The organism is Duganella margarita (genome assembly GCF_009857535.1).
Classification (GTDB): Bacteria; Pseudomonadota; Gammaproteobacteria; order Burkholderiales; family Burkholderiaceae_D; genus Rugamonas; species Rugamonas margarita.
The window spans coordinates 77492-96311 of sequence record NZ_WWCS01000014.1 but is presented as its reverse complement, the minus strand read 5'-3'; the positions used below and the strand labels follow the sequence as shown (position 1 = coordinate 96311).

14 protein-coding genes are annotated in these 18820 nt (G+C 66.4%); 9 read left to right on the top strand and 5 right to left on the bottom strand.

Annotated features, from left to right (window positions below):
• Positions 1-3: 3 nt before the first annotated feature.
• From GTP55_RS20335 to GTP55_RS20325, 3 genes are all read right to left on the bottom strand, one after another.
• The gene (locus GTP55_RS20335) at positions 4-1278 is read right to left on the bottom strand and encodes an EAL domain-containing response regulator (RefSeq protein WP_161046677.1); all 1275 of its coding nucleotides are present in this window, start codon (positions 1276-1278) and stop codon (positions 4-6) included.
• The gene (locus GTP55_RS20330; RefSeq protein WP_161046676.1) at positions 1275-2912 is read right to left on the bottom strand and encodes a methyl-accepting chemotaxis protein; all 1638 of its coding nucleotides are present in this window, start codon (positions 2910-2912) and stop codon (positions 1275-1277) included. Before GTP55_RS20330 ends, GTP55_RS20335 begins: the two co-directional genes overlap by 4 nt.
• A 62-nt stretch (positions 2913-2974) precedes the next feature.
• On the bottom strand, positions 2975-4432 hold the full coding sequence (locus tag GTP55_RS20325; protein WP_161046675.1) for an aminotransferase-like domain-containing protein: 1458 nt from the start codon (positions 4430-4432) through the stop codon (positions 2975-2977).
• A 221-nt stretch (positions 4433-4653) separates the two neighbouring features.
• Here GTP55_RS20325 and GTP55_RS20320 point away from each other — a divergent pair, with 221 nt between their 5' ends.
• The 6 genes from GTP55_RS20320 (at position 4654) to GTP55_RS20295 (ending at position 11830) form a co-directional block, all read left to right on the top strand.
• On the top strand, positions 4654-6063 hold the full coding sequence (locus GTP55_RS20320) for a sensor histidine kinase (RefSeq protein WP_161046674.1): 1410 nt from the start codon (positions 4654-4656) through the stop codon (positions 6061-6063).
• Positions 6050-6679, top strand: a complete 630-nt coding sequence (locus GTP55_RS20315; RefSeq protein WP_161046673.1) for a response regulator transcription factor — start codon at positions 6050-6052, stop codon at positions 6677-6679. The genes GTP55_RS20320 and GTP55_RS20315 overlap by 14 nt, the downstream gene beginning before the upstream one ends.
• 102 nt (positions 6680-6781) lie before the next feature.
• Positions 6782-7183, top strand: a complete 402-nt coding sequence (locus GTP55_RS20310) for a response regulator transcription factor (RefSeq protein WP_161046672.1) — start codon at positions 6782-6784, stop codon at positions 7181-7183.
• A 6-nt stretch (positions 7184-7189) separates the two neighbouring features.
• A complete protein-coding gene (locus tag GTP55_RS20305) occupies positions 7190-9118 on the top strand; it encodes a putative bifunctional diguanylate cyclase/phosphodiesterase (protein WP_161046671.1) in 1929 nt (642 codons plus the stop codon).
• Positions 9119-9137: 19 nt separating this feature from the next.
• Positions 9138-10811, top strand: coding sequence for a methyl-accepting chemotaxis protein (locus tag GTP55_RS20300; protein ID WP_161046670.1), 1674 nt, complete (start codon positions 9138-9140; stop codon positions 10809-10811).
• A gap of 371 nt (positions 10812-11182) precedes the next feature.
• Positions 11183-11830, top strand: a complete 648-nt coding sequence (locus tag GTP55_RS20295) for a FecR family protein (protein ID WP_202423799.1) — start codon at positions 11183-11185, stop codon at positions 11828-11830.
• Here GTP55_RS20295 and GTP55_RS20290 read toward each other — a convergent pair.
• Positions 11820-12809, bottom strand: coding sequence for a zinc-dependent alcohol dehydrogenase family protein (locus GTP55_RS20290; RefSeq protein ID WP_161046669.1), 990 nt, complete (start codon positions 12807-12809; stop codon positions 11820-11822). The two genes, GTP55_RS20295 and GTP55_RS20290, sit on opposite strands and share 11 nt — an antisense overlap.
• Positions 12810-12922: 113 nt before the next feature.
• Here GTP55_RS20290 and GTP55_RS20285 point away from each other — a divergent pair, with 113 nt between their 5' ends.
• Positions 12923-13840 (top strand): LysR family transcriptional regulator, encoded by a 918-nt coding sequence (locus GTP55_RS20285; protein WP_161046668.1) that lies wholly within the window; start codon positions 12923-12925, stop codon positions 13838-13840.
• On the opposite strand, the gene fur is transcribed toward GTP55_RS20285, so the two are convergent.
• On the bottom strand, positions 13803-14255 hold the full coding sequence (gene fur, locus GTP55_RS20280) for a ferric iron uptake transcriptional regulator (protein ID WP_161046667.1): 453 nt from the start codon (positions 14253-14255) through the stop codon (positions 13803-13805). The genes GTP55_RS20285 and fur overlap by 38 nt on opposite strands.
• Positions 14256-14398: 143 nt before the next feature.
• On the opposite strand from fur, the gene GTP55_RS20275 reads away from it, so the two are divergent.
• A complete protein-coding gene (locus tag GTP55_RS20275; protein WP_371868387.1) occupies positions 14399-17206 on the top strand; it encodes a PAS domain-containing protein in 2808 nt (935 codons plus the stop codon).
• 331 nt (positions 17207-17537) lie between these two features.
• The gene (locus tag GTP55_RS20270) at positions 17538-18818 is read left to right on the top strand and encodes a hypothetical protein (protein ID WP_161046665.1); all 1281 of its coding nucleotides are present in this window, start codon (positions 17538-17540) and stop codon (positions 18816-18818) included.
• Positions 18819-18820 lie beyond the last annotated feature (2 nt).

The window sequence follows — 18820 nt, the reverse complement described above, 5'->3', positions numbered from 1 at the left end:
TCCCTACGGTCGCAGCTGGATCACCGCACCCGTCCCTGCAACTTTGCCTGCCGCAGCTGATTTGCCGCGCCACAGCGGCAGCGCAGCGGCCGGCATCGGCCTGGCGATCAGGTAACCCTGCGCCAGGTCGCATCCCAGTTCGCGCAACAGCAGCCGATCCTGTTCCCGTTCGATGCCTTCCGCCACGCTGGTGACGCCGATCGCGCGCGCGGTGGCGATGGCGTGGCGCAGCAACGCGTGCATGTGCGGGCGCCTGCTGGCGTTGTGCACCAGACAGCGGTCCAGTTTCAGCTCGGTGAACGGAAAGCGTGACAGCTGCAACAGTGAGGCGTAACCGGCGCCGTAATCGTCCAGCGCCAGGCCGAAGCCGTGCATGCGCAGCTTGATGAGGATGCGCAGCGCGGTCGCCAGGTCGGCGATTTCTTCGTGCTCGATAATCTCGAAGGTGATGGCGCGCGGCGGCACGCCGGCGTCGTTGACGGCCTTGATCAGTTGTTCCGCAAGGTGCGGGTCGGCCAGCGACAGCGGCGACAGGTTGATCGAAATTGGCAGCGACAGGCCTTCGGCATGCCAGTGGCGCCAGTCGCGCAGCGCCATCCGGACTACTTCCACGGTGAGGATGTCGACCAGGCTGGCCGCTTCCGCCTGTGGCAGGAAGCAGGCCGGCGACAGCAGGCCGTGATGCGGATGGCGCCAACGCAGCAAGGCTTCGACGCCGCGCAGCACGCCGTCATGCAATGCGGTCTTGGGCTGGTAATACAGGTCGAACTGCTGCTGGCGGACGGCGCCAAGCAGTTCGCCGGCGTCGGGCCGGGGCGCGTCGGCGTCGCAGCGCGGCGGCAACACCCGCAGCGCGGCCGCGCGGGCGGCGGCGTTTGCGCAGCCGCGGGTCAGGTCTTGCAGTGCTTGTGCTGCCAGTGGCTTGTTCAGGGCGCCCAGCGCTTCCAGTCCGAGCGCGGCGGCCAAGGTCAGCGCGGCGTCGTGCAGGCGCGCGCTGTGGCGGCTGACCAGCACCACCGGCAGGCCCGGTTCCAGCATCGAGAGCGCCTGCAGCAGGTCGGCGCCGTCCATGTCGGGCAGGTCGAGTTCCGTGATGACCAGGTCGGGCGGAGCCGGCAGGGATTCAATCAGTTCCAGTGCGCCGGCGCCGCAGTCGGACCAGCCGTTGACGATGACGCCAGCGGCGCGGCATTGCGCGACGGTGGCTTCCAGGTCGGCGGGGCAGCCGTCGATGACGACAGCGCGCAGCGCGGACGGCTTGCCGGCGGGGCCGGTCATGATCGCACTGCGGAAGTCGGCACGCGCTGCATGCGCTGCAATGACTGCATAAGCGGCGCGCGCCGCGGCCGGTCATCGCCAGGGGCGATCTTGAAGCGCGAAACGGCGTGCTCCAGCTGCACCGACTGTTCTTGCAGCGCATGCGCGGCCGCCGCGACTTGTTCCACCAGCGCGGCGTTCTGCTGCGTGCCATGGTCCATCTGCATCACCGCCTGGCTGCAGGCCAGGATCCCGGCGTGCTGCTCGCTGCTGGCATGTTTGATCTGCGCCATGATCTGTTCGACGTTGGCGACGCTGTCGACGATGTCCTGCATCGCGCCTGCGGCTTCGCGCACCTGCTGGTCGCCGGCGCCGACCTGCTGCACCGCCGCCTTGATCAAGTTGCCGATGTCGCGCGCCGCTTCGGACGAGCGGTGCGCCAGTTGCCGTACTTCTCCCGCCACCACGGCAAAGCCGCGTCCAGCCTCGCCGGCGCGCGCCGCCTCCACGGCGGCGTTGAGCGCCAGGATGTTGGTCTGGAAGGCGATGCCGTCAATCAGGCCGATGATGTCCGCCATCTGCGCGGCGGAACCGCGTATCGCTTCCATGCGTTGCGTGACGGCGGCCACCGCCTGGCCGCCCTTGCCGGCCACCGAGGAGGCGTGCGACGCCAGCGTGTTGGCGCGCGCCGCATGGTCGGCGTTCTGCTGCACGGTGGTGGTCAGTTCCTCCATGGCGGCGGCGGTCTCCTGGAGACTGGAAGCCTGCTGCTCGGTGCGGGCCGACAGATCGAGGTTGCCGCTGGCGATCTGGCTGGAGGCGGCGGCGATCATCCCGGTGTCGGCGCGCACTTGCGCCACCAGCTGGCTGAGGTTGTCCCGCATATGCTCCATTTCGTACAGTATGCTGCTGCGGTCGCCGTGGCGTAGCGCGATGGCGCGCGTCAGGTCGCCATCGGCGATGCCGGCGGCGGTGCGCGCCGCCTGACCCGGCTCGCCGCCCAGGTCGCGCCGCAGGCGGCCGATGATGGCCGCCGCCACCCCTACTGAAATCAGCATCGCCGCCGCGCCCAGCGCCAGCATCTTGAGGCGTGTGGCGGCATAGGCCTCCGCCGCGCGTTCTCGCGCGGCGCGCATCAATGACACTTCGTTGCCGATCTGCGCCGCCAGCGTGTCGCGGCAGGCCTGCAGCATCGGCTTGACGCGCGTGTTCAGGTAATTGCGCGCCTCGTCGTCGCGACCGGCCTGCACTAGTGCGATCAGCTTTTGCTGGCCCGCGACGTAATCCTGATAGGCGCTGCGCACTTTGTCCAGCGCCGCGCGGCCGGCGGGCGTCACCACGCGCCTGTCCAGTTCGGCGATCTTGCTGTCGGCATCGCGCCGATAGCCCTCGATGCTGTCAACCTGGCGGGTGCGCACGGCGGCATCGGTGGTCAGCATCAGGTTGCGCAGCGAGACCGCGATATCGGTCACGCGCAGGCGCACGTCGGTCGCCAGCTCGATTTTCGGCCAGCGGTCGTCGGCCATGGTGGCGGCGGCGTCATTCAGCTTGGCCTGTTCCACCAGGGCCAATGCAATGACGGCGGCAAGAAACAGGCAAATCAGCCCGAAGCCGGTCATCAGGAGAGTGGCGACTTTGATGCGAGCGGTTTTCATGGCGGCTGGACCCGGTAGTTTGACACGCTGTCAGAATAAGCGCGCCACCGGCAGGGCAACGGCTACAGATTCGCCCTTTTGCGAGGAGCACAGTTGGCCAGGTCGGTGGCCAGAAGGCCGAGCGTGCGCACGGCGGCCTCCACTTCTGCCGTCCACGGATAGCTGTAGTTGAGGCGGATGCAGTGCTGGAAGGCGTCGCCGGTGGCGAAGATGTTGCCGGCGCCGATGCTGATACCGCGCTCCTGCGCCCGGGCATACAGTTCCAGCGCCTGTATGCCGTCCGGCAGGTTCACCCACAGCAGGTATCCGCCCATCGGCGTCGACACGAACGTCCCGCGCGGGAAGAAGCGCCGCACCGCCGCCGCCATGATGCTGGCGTTTTGCGCGTAGGCCTTGCGCAGCTTGCGCAGGTGATAGTCGTAGCCGTCATTCTTCAGGTACTCGGCAATCGCCAGCTGGGGCAGGGCGGGGGTGTTGAGCGTGTTGAGGAATTTGAGCTTCTCCACTGGCGCGCGATAGCGGCCGGGCAGCGTCCAGCCAATGCGGCTGGCGGGACTGAGCGTCTTGGAGAAGGAGTTGCAGTGCAGGACCAGGCCGCGCGTGTCGTAGTTCTTCAGCGAGGTCGGATGGACGTCGCCGTAATACAGCTCGTGATAGACGTCGTTTTCGATCACCGGCACGTCGTGCCGTGTCAGCATCTCCACCATGGCGCGCTTGCGCTCATCGCTCATCTGGTAGCCCTGCGGGTTCTGGAAGTTGGGCATGACCATGCAGGCCGCCACGCCGCGCTCGTCAATCGCGCGCTCCAGCGCTGCGAGGTCGATGCCGGCCACCGGGTCGGTGGGGATCTCCACCACCTGCATGCGCATGCGCTCGATCGCCTGCAGCAGCGCGTAATAGGTGGGCGACTCTACCGCGATCACGCTGCCGGGCGGCGCCACTGCTTGCAGGCACAGGTTGAGCGCCTCGGTGGCGCCGGTGGTGATGATGATTTCGCCGGCGTCCACCGGCAGGCCGTTTTCCAGGTGGCGGCGGGCGATCTGGCGGATCAGCTCCGGATTCCCCGGCGGCAGGTCGGCTGTCATGCCCATCTGGCCGGCACGGCGCGCCAGGCTGTTGGCGTGTTGATTCAGCCGCGCCCATGGAAAGCTGGCCGGATCGGGATAGGGCGACCCCAGTGGCACGCTGCCCTGATTGATCGAACGCAAAGTGGTGAGCACGAATTCGCTGGTGTCCAGCGTTTCGCCGCGCGCCATGTCAGCCGGCCCGGTCGGCGCGGCCGTGTCGCCGGCGGTGCTGGCCTGCACCGCCGGTTTGCGGCGCACAAAGTATCCCGACTGCGGCCGGCTTTCGATCACGCCCTGGCTTTCCAGCAGCAGGAAGGCGCGGATCACGGTCGAGACGCTCAGATTGTGGTGTTGGCTGGTCTGGCGCACGGAGGGGATTTTTTCGCCCTCGCGGATCACCCCCTGCGCGATCTGGCGGGCGATATCGGCGGCCAGGGTTTCATACAACTTCACGGTCTGTCTCCCGCAGATTTAATGTACCAAGAGTAGCGGATTGCGGCGCGGCCGACACTATACCTCGGAATAGGGAGGGCAAACATCACCGTATACGGGAGTATAGGATGCAAGTCGCCGAAACCGCACTATAATCCGGGAGATTGCCAATATAACCAAAAAGGACAGGCATGTTTCGGGTACCGCGTTCTCCATGGATGTCTGCGTTGTTGATTTTGCTGATGCTGCTGATCTTCGCGATTGACACGTTGTCACCGCTGGATATGGCCATCGCCGTGATGTACGTGGTGGTGGTATTGCTGTCGGCCGGCATCTGGGCCCGCCGTGGCGTAATGCTGGCCAGCGCCGCCTGCCTGGTGCTGACGGTGCTGTCGTATGCGGTGACGCACAGCGAAGTATTTTCCGCCGCCGCCTCGGGGCGGTTGCTGGTCGGACTGCTGGCGATCGTGGTCACCGCAGTGCTGGTGCTGCGCGGCCAGGCCGCCACCAATGAGCTGCTGGCGCGCGAGGACGCGCTGCGCCGCAGCGAGGCCTTCCTGGCCGGCACGCAGCGCATCAGCAAGACCGGCAGCTTCAGTTTCAAGGCCCCCAGCGGCGCCATGTTCTGGTCCGACGAGGCGGCCCGCATCTACGGCTATCCGCTCGACGTCGAGCCGACCATGGCGCGGGTGCTGGCCCACACCGCGCCGGAAGACCGCCATATCGTGCAGGCGGCGATCGACCAGTCGCTGCGCTGCGAGGGCGACATCGACATCCGCCACCGGCTGCTGTTGCCGGACGGGGAGCTCAAATATGTGCATGTGCTGTCGCGCCCGCGCTACAACAAGGACGGCGACTGCGAGTACCTCGGCGCGCTGACCGACGTCACGGCGGCGGTGCTGGCCGAACAGGCGCTGCACCGCTCGCAGGTGCAGCTGGCGCACGCCACCCGCGTCACCATGCTGGGCGAACTGGCGGCCTCCATCGCGCACGAGGTCAATCAGCCGCTGGCGGCGATATCGACCAACGGCGAGGCCTGTTTGCGCTGGCTCAATCGCCCCAAGCCGGAGCTGGACGAGGCGCGGGCCACCGTCACCAGCATCCTGGAGTCGAGCGCCCGCGCCACCGGCGTGATCAAGCGCATTCGCGCACTGGCGCGGCGCAGTGACCCGACCTATACTGGACTGGACCTGAATGCGGTGGTGGAGGAGAGCGTGGACATGGTGCGGCGCGAACTGAATAACCACCACGTGGCGCTGATGCTGGGCCTGGCGCCGGGCCTGGCGCCGGTGCACGGCGACCGCGTGCAGCTGCAGCAGGTGTTCATCAACCTGCTGATGAACGCCATCCAGGCCATGGGGACGTGCGCGCCGGGCCAGGCGGTGCTGACGGTGCAGACGCAGCGCAACGCTGACGGCGCCCTGCAGGTCAGCGTCAGCGACTCCGGCCCGGGCATCCCGGCCAGCGCCGTGCCACGCCTGTTCGAGGCTTTCTACAGCACCAAGGAAGACGGCATGGGCATGGGACTGCCGATCTGCCGCTCCATTATTGAAACCCACGGCGGCCGGATCTGGGTCCGCGAGCCTGCGCCGGACAGCCCCGTGACCGGCGCCACCATTCTTTTCACCTTGCCTGTCCATGAACCAGATTGATTATTCCGACGCCCTGGTCTACATCGTCGACGACGAGGCGCAGCTGCGCGACGCCATTTCCAGCCTTTTGCGCTCGGTCGGCATGCAGGTGGCGGCCTTTCCATCGGTGGCCGCCTTCCTGGCCGAGCCAAGGCGCGACCTGACCAGCTGCCTGCTGCTGGACGTGCGTCTGCAAGGCCTGAGCGGCCTCGATTTCCAGGCGGAGCTGAATCGCGACGGCGTCGCGCTGCCCATCATTTTCATGACCGGCCATGGCGATATTCCGATGTCCGTGCGCGCCATGAAGGCCGGCGCGGTGGATTTCCTGGCCAAGCCGTTCCGCGACCAGGACCTGCTGGACGCCATCCACACGGCGCTGGCGGCCGACCAGCAGCGGCGCCTGCGCGACCAGGCCAGCAACGGCCTGACCGCGCGCTATGCGACGCTGACCCCGCGCGAGCGCGAAATCATGGCGCTGGCCGCGCGCGGGCTGATGAACAAGCAGATCGCCGGCGAAGTGGGCACCAGCGAGATCACGGTCAAAATCCATCGCGGCAACGCCATGCGCAAGATGCAGGCCAAGACCTTCGCCGATCTGGTGCGCATGGCCGAGGCGCTGGGCCTGGCCAAGGTTTAGCCCACCTATACCCTTGTATAATTTTCTCAATGCCCGTTGAACGGTATTGTTCTCCCATGCGCTGGACGGCCGCGAGCCGCCGTCCGAACATGGGAGTCACCAGTGTCAGATCCGGATCCACAATTTTGCAATATCGCTATCGTCGATGACGACGAAGCGGTGCGTGTAGGCCTGCGTAGCCTGCTGCGTTCCTACGGCTACGCCGCCAGTGCCTACGATTCCGCGCTGGCCCTGTTGGCCTCCGGCGCCCTGGGTGACTATCACTGCGTGATCACCGACCTGCAGATGCCCGGCATGAGCGGCATCGAGCTGCTCGAGCAGCTGCGCGCTGGCGGCAATCGGCTGCCGCTGATCCTGATGACCGCCTTCCCGGAAGCAACCCTGTGCAAGCGTGCCTTGCAAGGTGGCGCCTCCTGCTTTTTGAGCAAGCCTTTTGAAGCAAACGAATTGCTGCGTTGCCTGAACCAGGCCAGCGGCAGCTTCCCGACCCACGCCGAGGAGTAACCCACCATGAAACACACCATCAGCAGTTCGCGTCGTCTTATTTATATGTTACTGCTGCTGGTGATCGTCGCCAGCGTCACGCTGTCGATCTTCATGGAGCGCACCGCGCACAATATCCGCCACAACGAAACGCCGCTGCTGAACCGCACCATCCCGCAGATGCGTTACCTGGGCGATTTTGAAAGCGCCTTGCTGCGCTACCAGCTGGCGCTGGATAAACGGTTTACGGACTCGATCACGCCGGACCGCTTCCAATTTTTGGAAAGCATGGGCCGCAGCGAACTCGAGGCCACACTGGAGCAACTGCGTCCCAGCCTGGGCGATGGCCCGGAGCTGGGCGCACTGCGCGCAGCCTACCAGCGCATTATCGCGCTGACGCCGGAGTTCGAGCGCGAGGTCGGAGTCAACCCTGCCGCCGCTCGGGCGGTGCTGATCAGGATGAATGAGGAAGTCAAGCAGCTGCGCCTGCGGGTCGACGGCCTGCAGCAGGGCGTGGAAGACGCCATCTACGACAACGGCTCCATGGCCAACCGCGCCATCGGCTGGATCACCGGCCTGGTGCACGTGTTCGACGTGCTGGCGCTGGTGACCTGCCTGTTCATGCTGTACCACGTCCGGGCCCGGGTGCGGGTCGAGGATGAACTGAGCCACCAGGCGCGCCACGACCCGCTGACCGGCCTGGCTCACCGCCGCAGCTTCGAGGCGCGCCTGGCGTCGCTGCCGGCGCTGCCGCATGTGGTGGTGCTGGGGACCATCGACCGCTTCTCGCGCATTATCGGTGGCTTTGGCCACGCTTTCGGCGACCGCGTCATGATCGGCCTGGCGGCGCGCATCCGCGGCGCCGCCGAACGTCACGGCGGCGAAGTGTTCCGCCTGGACGGCGCCAACTTCGCCATCCTGTTCCGCACCGATTGCAGCGATCTGGCGTTTGCCGAGGCGCTGTCGGTGCTGCGTGACGAAGTGCGCAATCCCTACGATTGCGAAGGCCACGAAATCTACACCACCCTGAGCCTGGGCGCGGTCAACTATCCGCAGCACGGCGCCAATCCGGACGTCCTGCTGCGCAACGCCGACGCCGCGCTGCAGGCGGCGCGCAAGGCCGGCGGCGACCGGCTGGAGATCTATTCGCAACAACTCAATGCGGAGGCAGGCGAACGCCTGGACATGGAAGCGCTGCTGCGCCATGCGGTGGAACGCGACGAACTGGAACTGCACTATCAACCGCAGCAATCCCTGGGCGAAGGCAGCTTGATCGGCTTCGAGGCGCTGGTGCGCTGGCGCCGTCACGGCAAGCTGATTTCGCCGGCGGAGTTCATCCCGCTGGCCGAGGAATCCGGCCTGATCGTCTCGATCGGCAACTGGGTGCTGGAGGAAGCCGTGCGCCAGATCAGCGTGTGGCAGGCGGAAACCGGCCAGCCCGTGGCGGTGGCGGTGAATATCTCGCCGCGCCAGTTTGCCGCGCCGGGCTTCCTGGCGCACCTGGAAGACCTGCTGGCCACCACCCACGTCGATCCGGCCTGCCTGGAGCTGGAAATCACCGAGAGCGTGATGATGGAAGGCGCCGAAAGCGCGATCGCCTTGCTGCACCGCCTGCGCGCCCTGGGCCTCAAGCTGGCCATCGACGATTTCGGCACCGGCTATTCCAGCCTGGCCTACCTGTCGCGCTTCCCGATCCACAAGCTGAAAATCGACCAGTCGTTCGTGCGCAATATGCATGCGGTCAGCGAGCAGAGCGCGATTGTGCAGGCCACCATCAGCCTTGGCCATGCGCTGGGCATGACGGTGATCGCCGAAGGCGTCGAGAGCGAAGTGCAGCGCGCCATGCTGAGTGGCTGGCGCTGCGACGAGATGCAAGGCTACTACTACAGCCGTCCGCTGCCGGCGGCATCCGCACTGAACTTCCTTGAAGGCAGCCTGCAACTGCAGGCCGCATAAACCGAATTAGGAGATCGACATGAACTGGTTCCGCAATCTGAAGATCGCAAACAAGCTGAATGTGGTGGTGGCCGCCGTGCTGGCGATGATGATGGCGCTGGGGGTGTTTTCCGTGTTCCAGCTGTATGAGCTGGACCGCGTGACCAATGAAATCGACCACCGCTGGGCGCCGGGCGTGCGCAATGCGCTGGACATCAAATACGGCCTGACGCGCTTCCGCACCTTTGAACTGTTCCATGTGGTGTCGACCGAAGCGGAGATCCTGCGCAAGTACGAGCAGGACATGGAAAGCCAGATGCAGCAGGTGCAGGCGTCGCTGAGCGCCTATGCGGCGCAGCCGCGCAGCCGCGCCGAACTGGACATCGTGGCGCAATTGCAGGTGGCGATGAACGCCTACCGGGGCGCGGTGCGCCAGGTGGTGGCGCCGTCGCGCCATGGCGACGACGTCGGCGCACTGGCGGTGGTGCGCGGCGAATCGCGCAAGTACGACTTCGAAGCGATGGGGCTGATCGACAGGCTGGTCGCCATCAACGAAGCGGGCAGCGCGCAGGCCGCGCTGTCGGCGGATCAGACCTACCGCCATGCGCGGCACCTGATCTTCGCCTTCATGGCCGGTGCGCTGGTGCTTGGCCTGCTGCTGGCCGGACGCGTGGCGCGCATGATTTCCGTGCCGCTGGCGCGGGCAGTGGAGGTGGCGCGCCGGGTGGCCGCGGGCGACCTGCGGGTGGACGCCGACGCCGCCGGCCGCGATGAAACCGCCGAACTGCTGCGCGCCATGAACCAGATGAGCACCAACCTGCAACGCATGGTGACGCAGGTGCGCGGCGGCACCGACACCATCGCCAGCGCGTCGGCGCAGATTTCCGCCGGCACCGGCGATCTGTCGCAGCGCACCGAAGGCCAGGCGGCGACGCTGGAGGAAACTGCCGCCACCGTGGAGGAACTGACCACCACCGTGGCCCACAACGCCGACAGGGCCGAGCAGGCGCACAAGCTGATGGACCAGACGGCGGCGGTGGCGCGTGAAGCCGAAGTGGCGGTATCGGCGGTGACGGCGACCATGGAGCGCATCAGCGCTTCGTCGCGCCGCATCGGCGACATCGTCGGCCTGATGGACGGCATCGCCTTCCAGACCAATCTGCTGGCGCTCAATGCGGCGGTGGAAGCGGCGCGCGCCGGCGAGCAGGGACGCGGCTTTGCCGTGGTGGCGAGCGAAGTGCGGGCGCTGGCCCAGCGCAGCGCGCAGTCGGCCAGGGAGATCAAGGATCTGATCGCGCAGTCGCTGACGGAAGTGAACGGCGGCGGCCAGGCCGTCAAGAACGCCAGCGCCACCATCGACGATGTGGTGCAGGGGGTGCTGCGCGGCGCCACGCTGATGGGCGATATCAGCAGCGGCACGCGGGAGCAAAGCGTTGGCCTGCAACTGGTGAACCGCACGCTGGCGTCGATGGACAGCGTGACCCAGCAGAACGCCACGCTGGTGGAGGAGTCGCTGGCCGCCATCGTCTCGCTGCAGGAGCAGGCGGAGCGCCTGGCGCGCAGCGTCAGCGTGTTCAAGCTGGCCGGCAGCGCCAGGCAAGAGCTGGCGGTGATCGAGATGCCGCAGCCGCAAGCGCAGCGTCCACGCAGCCGGCCGGCGCCGGTCTACAGCACCGGCATGGCATCGTCGGGCTACGTGGCGGGACTGGTCTGAACCTGCGTACTGACGCTTGTGGCGGCAGCATCGACAAGCGGGCGCGCTTGATGCTGGAGCTGGTGGAAGCGCGGGCGTCGTGCGGGGCGCGGACAGGGTTGGCGTGCGCCTGTCGCCGAGCGGGCAGTGGGGATCGGTGACGGATTCCAATCCGCAGGCGAGCTTCAGCCATGCCGCGCGCGAGCTGGATAAATTTGGCCTGGCTTATCGGCACATCATCGAGCCGCGCGTCAAAGGTGTGGAGACGCTGGATGATCGCCCACCCGTGGCTGCCGAGATGCTGCGCAAAGGCGATGCCGACCTGTTGCCGTCGTCCACGCGCCGGCATCCGTGGTATAAAACCGCCTATTCATATTTTGTAAAGGTGTCGTATGAGAATACTGGTGGCGTTGCTGCTGTGGGTCGCAGCTACTTGCGCCATGGCGGCGCAGGTGGCGGGCGTGGTGGTGCAGGTGAGTGGCGCGATGAGCGCGCGTTCAGCGTCTGGCGCGGCCAAGGCCTTGCATGCCAAGTCGGAGGTGGAGAGCGGTGATACGCTGGTCACCGCCGCCGGCGCTTATGCGCTGGTGCGCTTCATCGATAACAGCGAGTTGACGCTGAAGCCGGGGACCACCGTGGTGGTCGATCAGTTTTCGTTCGACAGCGCCAAGCCGGAAAGCGACCGCGCCGCCTTCACGCTGGTGAAGGGCGGTTTGCGTTCGGTGACCGGCTTGCTGGGCAAGCGTAGCAAGGAAAAGTTTGCGGTCAAAACGCCGAGCGCCACCATCGGCATACGCGGCACCACCTTCTTCCTGGAGTACCTGACGGCGGCTGCGTCCGGCCTGGAGCCTGGCCTGCACGTGCATGTCAGCGCCGGCGGCATCTCCATCGTCAACAGCGCGGGCGAGTTCCGTTACGATCCGGGGCAGTTCGGCTATATCAAGGATGACCGCGCCAAGCCGGTCAAGATGTTCGCCAACCCGGGCATGCAGTTCGCGCCGCCGGCTTCCTTCGGCGAGGCGGACACGCTTATACCGTAAGCTCGACCACCACTTTGCCTTTGGCCGTGCCTTCGGCGAGGGCACGGTGGGCGGCGCTGACGCTGTCCGCCGTCAGCGTGTAGCGCCCCGGGTCCAGCAGCACTTTCAGTTTGCCGGCGGCGGCCAGCGCGCTGGCTTGGTGCATGATGTCGCCATGGTGGGCGCGGCCTTCACCGCTGATCAGTGGCAGCAGCGTGAACACGCCGGAGTAGGTGGCGGCGCGGAACGACAGCGGCGCCAGCGCATGCGTGCCCCAACCAAGACAGCTCACCACATGGCCATGATAGCGGCGCGCGGCGCGGAACGAAGCGTCCAGCACGGCGCCGCCGACGGTGTCGTAGACGATGTCGAAGCCTTCTCCGCCGGTGTGCTGCTGCACGTAGTCCTCAACCGGCGTATCGCGGTCGATGAAGACGGCGCCCAGGCTTTCGATGACGGCGCGCTGGCCGGCGCTGCCGGTCGCATACACCTGCGCGCCATGCGCCACCGCCAGTTGCACCGCCATGTGGCCGACGCCACCGGCGCCGCCTTGTACCAGCACCGTTTTGCCGGCGCTGACGCGGGCACGGTCCACCAGTCCTTCCCATGCGGTGATGAAGATCAGCGGCAGCGCGGCGGCGTCGCGCATCGGCAGCTGGTCGGGCATGCGGGCCAGCAGGCGCGCATCCACTGCCGCGTAGTCGGCCAGCGAACCGGCCACGCCGCCGACGCCACCGGTCATGCCGTAGACGCGATCGCCCGGCGCCAAGCCTTGCACGCCGTCGCCGACGCTATCGACCACGCCGGCCAGGTCGATGCCCAGCACCGCCGGCAGCACGGCGCGCGCATGGTCGGCCTTGCCGGCGGCGATTTTGGTGTCGAGCGGATTGACGCCGCTGGCGTGCACCTTCACCAGCACTTGGCCAGGTCCGGCGGCGGGTCGCGTGATTTCCTGTTGGGTGAGCGGGGCGCCGAAGGTATTCAAAACGATGGCTTGCATGATGACTCCTGTCGTTGGATGATGGAGTCATTCTGAGGCAGTCGCGCGCCGGGAAAAACCGGGCAAGCTGGGACGCAGTATCCCGCAATCGCGCATAATCAAGGAGAAGACGGATGGACAGGCTGGATGCGCTGAAGGTGTTCTGCGCCGTGGTCGATGAGGGAGGTTTCAGCCGGGCGGCGGCCAAGCTGGGGATTTCCACCTCATCGGTCACGCATCAAATCGGCTTGCTGGAGACGCATTTCGGCGTCCGGCTGCTGAACCGCACCACCCGCAGCATGTCGCTGACGGACGAAGGCCGCCGCTGCGTCGAACAGGCGCGCCGCCTGCTCGACGAGATGGACGACCTGGAATCTACCCTGAGCGACGCGCTGCACGAACCGCGCGGCAGCCTGCGGGTCGACATGCCAGGCATTCTGGCGCAGGGCTATGTGGCGCCGGCGCTGCCGCGCTTCCTGGCCGCCTATCCGGAACTGAGCGTGCGCCTGACGGCCAGCGACCGTCTGATCGATATGGTGGACGAGGGCGTGGATGTCATGCTGCGCATCGGCGAGCTGGCGGATTCCGCGCTGATCGGCCGCAGTATTTTCAGCAACCGCTATATCTGCGCCGCCGCGCCGTCCTTCATTGCGCAGCACGGCCAGCCGCAGCATCCGGATGACCTGGACCGTCTGCCGTGCCTGAACTTTGTCTATCCGAGGGCGCGCCAGATCAGGCCATGGGCCTTCCAGCAGGACGGCCAGCCGTTCACCGCCACGCCGCGCGGCATAGTGGCGATGGACCATGTGGATTCGCTGATCGCCATGGCGGTGCAGGGCGGCGGCGTGGTCCAGCATCTGACGGTGTCGCTGATTGCGCCGCTGCGCAGCGGCGCGTTGCTGCCGCTACTGGAACCGTGGCAGGCGGCGGGGCCGGACGTGTCGGTGCTGTACCCGCAGCGCCATCAGCGCGCCGCCAAAATCAAGGCGTTTGTCGACTTTGTGGAAGCGCTGTTCAGGAACGCCGCAGCTTCCTGGCGCCCATCGGCTTGAGGCTGGCGGCGCAGTCGCCGCAAAAACCGTACAAGGACAGCGAGTGCTCGTGCAGCACGAAGTTGCGCTCCGCCGCCACGGCTTCCTGGCGCTGCTCGATGTCGGCGTCGAGGAACTCTTCCATCTTGCCGCAGTTGGTGCAGATCAGGTGGTCGTGGTGGCCGCCTTCGTTGAGCTCGAACACCGACGCCACCGACTCGAAATGGCGCCGGATCAGGATGCCGGCGTCGGCAAACTGCATCAGCACGCGGTACACCGTGGCCAGGCCCATGTCGATATGTTCATCGTGCAGCAGGCGATACACATCGTCCGCGCTCAGGTGCTTGCTTTTCGATTCCTGGAACAATTGCAGGATGCGCAAGCGGGGCAGGGTGGCTTTCAAGCCGAGTTTGCGCAATTCTTGGGGGATATCCATGTGTCTCTATATGATAATGATTCCTATTCTCACCATGTTAGCCGAAATTTATTTCCTTAGCAATGCACGATTGCAGCAGTGGGCGTTTTTTCTGTAGTAGACAAAGCTATAATCCAGCAACCTTATTTATTCTGTTTTCCCCTGTGACTCCACCATTCCTGCAAGGCGGCGGCCAACTCGCGCACATCATCGCTGCCTACGACTGGAGCCAGACCGCGCTGGGGCCGATGAGCGGCTGGCCGCAGTCGCTGCAAACCACGGTGGCGCTGATTTTGCGCTCGCCGGTGCCGATCGTCACGCTGTGGGGCGAGGCCGGGGTGATGATTTATAACGACGGCTACGCGCAGTTCGCGGCCAACCGCCATCCGATGTCGCTTGGCGCCAATGTGCGCGAGGCCTGGCCGGAGGTGGCCGATTTCAATGACCACGTCATCAAGGTCGGGCTGGCCGGCGGCACGCTGGCGTACGTCGATCAGGAGTTAACCCTGTACCGCTCCGGCAAGGCCGAGCAGGTGTGGATGAATCTAGACTACTCGCCCATCGTCGACGAGGCGGGCGTGCCGGTGGGCGTGATGGTGTTGGTGATCGAGACCAGCGCCAAGGTCAAGGCCGAGCGCGCGCTGCAGGAGGAGAGCGAACGCCTGCGCGCCAGCGAGAGCAGCTTCCGCACGCTGGCGCAGGCCATGCCCAATCAGGTGTGGACCTCCGGCGCCGATGGCATCGTCGACTGGTTCAACGACCAGGTGTATCGCTATACCGGCACGCCGGCCGGAGCGATGGACCGCGAGCGCTGGCGCCAGATGGTGCATGCGGACGACCGCGACGCCGCCGGCGACTTATGGTTCGCCGCCATCGCCGCCGCACAGACCTACGAAACCGAATTCCGCATCCGCCGCGCCGATGGCGAATGGCGCTGGCACCTGGTGCGCGCGCAGCCCATCGTCGACGAGCAAGGCGTCGTGCAGCGCTGGGTCGGCACCAATACCGACATCCACGACCAGAAGGCGACCGCCGCGATGCTGCAGCGGCAGGTGGCCGAGCGCACCGCGGAGCGCGACCGCATGTGGCAATACTCCACCGACGTGATGCTGGTGACCGACCTGGACGGCTGGGTCAAAGCCATCAACCCGGCGTTTACCAGGCTGCTGGGGTGGGAGGCGTCCGAAGTGGTGGGCACCTCGGTGTACTCGCTGGTGCACCCCGACGACATGGCGTCGTCCAGGGCGGAGATGGCGTCGCTGGCCAGCGGCGCCGTTACCTTCAAATTCGAGAACCGCACGCAGCGCAAGGGCGGCGGCTATGCCATCCTGGCGTGGACGGCGGCGCCGGATGCGCGCTTTGTGCACGCCGTGGGGCGCGACATGACGGCCGAACGGGCCGCGGCGGACGAGATGAAACGCACCGCCGCCGCGCTCCAGCAATCGCAGAAGATGGAAGCGATCGGCAAGCTGACCGGCGGCGTGGCGCACGACTTCAACAATCTGCTGCAGGTCATCTCCGGCAACCTGCAGCTGCTGGCCGGCGACGTGATGGGCAATGCGCGCGCCGAGCGGCGGCTGGACAACGCGCTGGCCGGCGTCACGCGCGGCGCGCGACTGGCCAGCTACCTGCTGGCCTTCGGCCGCCGCCAGGCGCTCGATCCGCGCGTGGTCAAGATCGGCCGCTTCATCGCCGGCATGGAGGATATGCTGCGCCGCAGCCTGGGCGAGGAAATCGAAGTGGAGATGGTGATCTCCGGTGGCTTGTGGCATACGCTGGTCGACACCACGCAGGTGGAGAACGCGGTGCTGAACCTGTGCATCAACGCGCGCGACGCGATGGACGGGGCCGGCAAGCTGACGATTGAAGTCGGCAACGCCCATCTGGACGACGCCTATGCGCTGGCGCATCCAGAACTTAATCCGGGCCAGTACGTGATGATCGCCGTCAGCGACACCGGCAGCGGCATGACGCCGGAAGTGCTGGAGCAGGCCTTCGACCCCTTCTTCTCCACCAAGCCGGAAGGCAAGGGCAGCGGCCTCGGGCTGTCGATGGTGTACGGTTTTGCGCGCCAGTCGGGCGGCCATGTGAAGATCTACAGTGAGCCGGGCAACGGCACCACCGTCAAGCTGTATCTGCCGCGCTCGACGGAGGCCGAGGATGCGCCGCTGGCACCGGAAGCGCGCGCCATCGTCGGCGGCAAGGAGACCATCCTGGTGGCGGAGGACGACGAGGGCGTGCGCGCCACCGTGGTCGAGCTGCTGACCGAGCTGGGTTACCAGGTGCTCAAGGCCAACGACGCCGCCAGTGCGCTCAGCATCATCGACAGCGGCATGCAAATCGACCTGCTGTTCACCGACGTGGTGATGCCCGGTCCGTTGCGCAGTCCCGACCTGGCGCGCAAGGCGCGCGAGCGGCAGCCCGGCATGGCGGTGCTGTTCACCTCCGGTTATACCGAGAACGCCATCGTCCACGGCGGCCGGCTCGACGCCGGCGTCGACTTGCTGGGCAAGCCGTACACGCGGGAAGCGCTGGCGCGCAAGATCCGCCATGTGCTGGGCAATCGCCAGCAGCAGTTGCAGGTGACGGCGGAACTGGCGGCGCCGGCGGCAGAGACGGCGACGGCGGCGCGCGCGGGCGGGAGCCGCATCCTGCTGGTGGAAGACGAGCCGGAACTGCGCGAGACCACCGCCGAGCTGCTGGAACTGCTGGGCCATCAGGTGCATGCGGCGGGCGATGCGGCCAGCGCGCTGGCGCTGCTGGCCGCGCATCCGGTCGATGTCATGCTGACCGATATCTCGCTGCCCGACATGTCAGGCGAGGTACTGGCCGCCAAGGCGCGCGCCGCCCATCCGGAATTGCGCATCATTTACGCCAGCGGCCAGCATCCCAAGGCGCCGCTGGAGCGTGCCCAGCTGCTGCTCAAGCCATATAGTATTGACAAGCTGATGCTCGCATTGGCGCAAGCATAAGATGGCCGATAGGGCAGGCTATCTGTCATCATTTTGCTATCACTGTTATCTAAATGGTATGCCAATGTGTGATTTTTGGAGAGAATTATCGAAATATGTTGCCTTATGGCATCGACAGTTTCGTTAAAGCGGTATAAAGTTCATCCATCCGAATAATTCGTCGGATCGGCACCCCAGCCTTGTGCCTCGCGCGTCCCTAGCGGCTTCCATAGCCGGCCTGACGCCGAACAATCTTCCCACCCAGTCTCAACAACAGACGCCGCCAGCGCCGCCAGCGCTCGCGCGTGCGCGCCATGACGGTGGGGTTGCCGATGCAGATGACAGGAACCGTATGACCGTAAACTTCGCGCCGAAATACCCAGCCTCCGTAACTGCGACGGCTGCCATGCTGATGCTGAGCTGCTGTGCAGCCCTGGCAGGCGAGCCGGCGACCATCGCCAGTGGCGATCAGGATGGTCTGCGCTGGACCTTGGGCGGCTTCGGCACGCTGGGTGTGGCGCGCAGCAACGGCGACCAGGCCGACTTTACCGCCAACTACCTCAGCCCGGGCGCCGTCGGTTATGCCCGGCAGTGGAGTGCGACGGTGGACAGCCGTGCCGGCGTGCAGGCCGGCTTGCGCCTGAACGGCGACTGGTCGGTGGTGGTGCAACTGGTATCTGAACGCACGCTGCGCAACGGCTACGCGCCGGCGGTGGAGTGGGCGTATGTGCAGTACCGCGCCACGCCGGACCTGAGCCTGCGCGCCGGCCGCATCACGCTGCCGCTGTTTTTGGCCGGCGATTATCGCAAGGCCGGCTACGCGCTGCCATGGGTGCGGCCGCCGGTGGAGCTGTACGGCGCGATTCCGTTGTCCAGCAGCGACGGCGCAGACCTGAGCTACCGCTGGCAGTCCGGCGCCGCCAACCACATGACGCAGTTCTTCTATGGCCGCACCGATATTCCGGCGGCGCCGGACGCGCGGGCGCGGGCGCACGGCCTGACCGGTGTGTCGCACACCGCCACGGCTGGCGCGCTGACCTTGCGCGCCAGTGTACTGCGTGCGGATCTGAGCGTGGACATCGCTCGCCCCCTGTTCGACGGCCTGCGCCAGTTCGACCGCCAGGGCGATGCGCTGGCGGACCAGTACGAGCTCGATCCCAAGCAGGCCTATGTCGCCACGCTGGGCTTCAACTACGATCCGGGCCGCTGGTTCGCCATGGGCGAGATCGCGCGCATGAACGCCCACTCCTACATGGGCGACAAAACCGCCGCCTACCTGAGCGCCGGCTATCGCTACCGCGACCTGACGCCGTACCTGATCTATGCGGTATCGCGCCCGAATGTGCCCAACCGCGTGGCGGGACTGGACCTGGCCGGGCAACCGGCGCAGCGCAGGGCGGCCGGCGCGCAACTGAACGGCGGCCTGAATCAGCTGCTGGCGGCGATTGCACGCCAGAACACGGCCAGCGCCGGCGTGCGCTGGGACTTGCATGCCGGCTACGCGCTCAAGCTGCAATACGACCGCATCCTGCCGCAACCGGGGTCGACCGGCACCTTCATCAATGTGCAGCCGGGCTTCCTCGCCGGCCAGCCGGTGTCGCTGTTCAGCGCCGCCGTGGATTTCGTGTTCTGACC

Bases quoted from the DNA above. Each gene is read 5' to 3' on its own strand.
- GTP55_RS20330 (WP_161046676.1), bottom strand. From the start codon at position 2,912: ATGAAAACCGCTCGCATCAAAGTCGCCACTCTCCTGATGACCGGCTTC.
- fur (WP_161046667.1), bottom strand. From the start codon at position 14,255: ATGGATATCCCCCAAGAATTGCGCAAACTCGGCTTGAAAGCCACCCTG.
- GTP55_RS20285 (WP_161046668.1), top strand. From the start codon at position 12,923: ATGGACAGGCTGGATGCGCTGAAGGTGTTCTGCGCCGTGGTCGATGAG.
- GTP55_RS20290 (WP_161046669.1), bottom strand. From the start codon at position 12,809: ATGCAAGCCATCGTTTTGAATACCTTCGGCGCCCCGCTCACCCAACAG.
- GTP55_RS20320 (WP_161046674.1), top strand. From the start codon at position 4,654: ATGCTGCTGATCTTCGCGATTGACACGTTGTCACCGCTGGATATGGCC.
- GTP55_RS20270 (WP_161046665.1), top strand. From the start codon at position 17,538: ATGACCGTAAACTTCGCGCCGAAATACCCAGCCTCCGTAACTGCGACG.
- GTP55_RS20305 (WP_161046671.1), top strand. From the start codon at position 7,190: ATGAAACACACCATCAGCAGTTCGCGTCGTCTTATTTATATGTTACTG.
- GTP55_RS20300 (WP_161046670.1), top strand. From the start codon at position 9,138: ATGAACTGGTTCCGCAATCTGAAGATCGCAAACAAGCTGAATGTGGTG.
- GTP55_RS20315 (WP_161046673.1), top strand. From the start codon at position 6,050: ATGAACCAGATTGATTATTCCGACGCCCTGGTCTACATCGTCGACGAC.
- GTP55_RS20295 (WP_202423799.1), top strand. From the start codon at position 11,183: ATGAGAATACTGGTGGCGTTGCTGCTGTGGGTCGCAGCTACTTGCGCC.
- GTP55_RS20335 (WP_161046677.1), bottom strand. From the start codon at position 1,278: ATGACCGGCCCCGCCGGCAAGCCGTCCGCGCTGCGCGCTGTCGTCATC.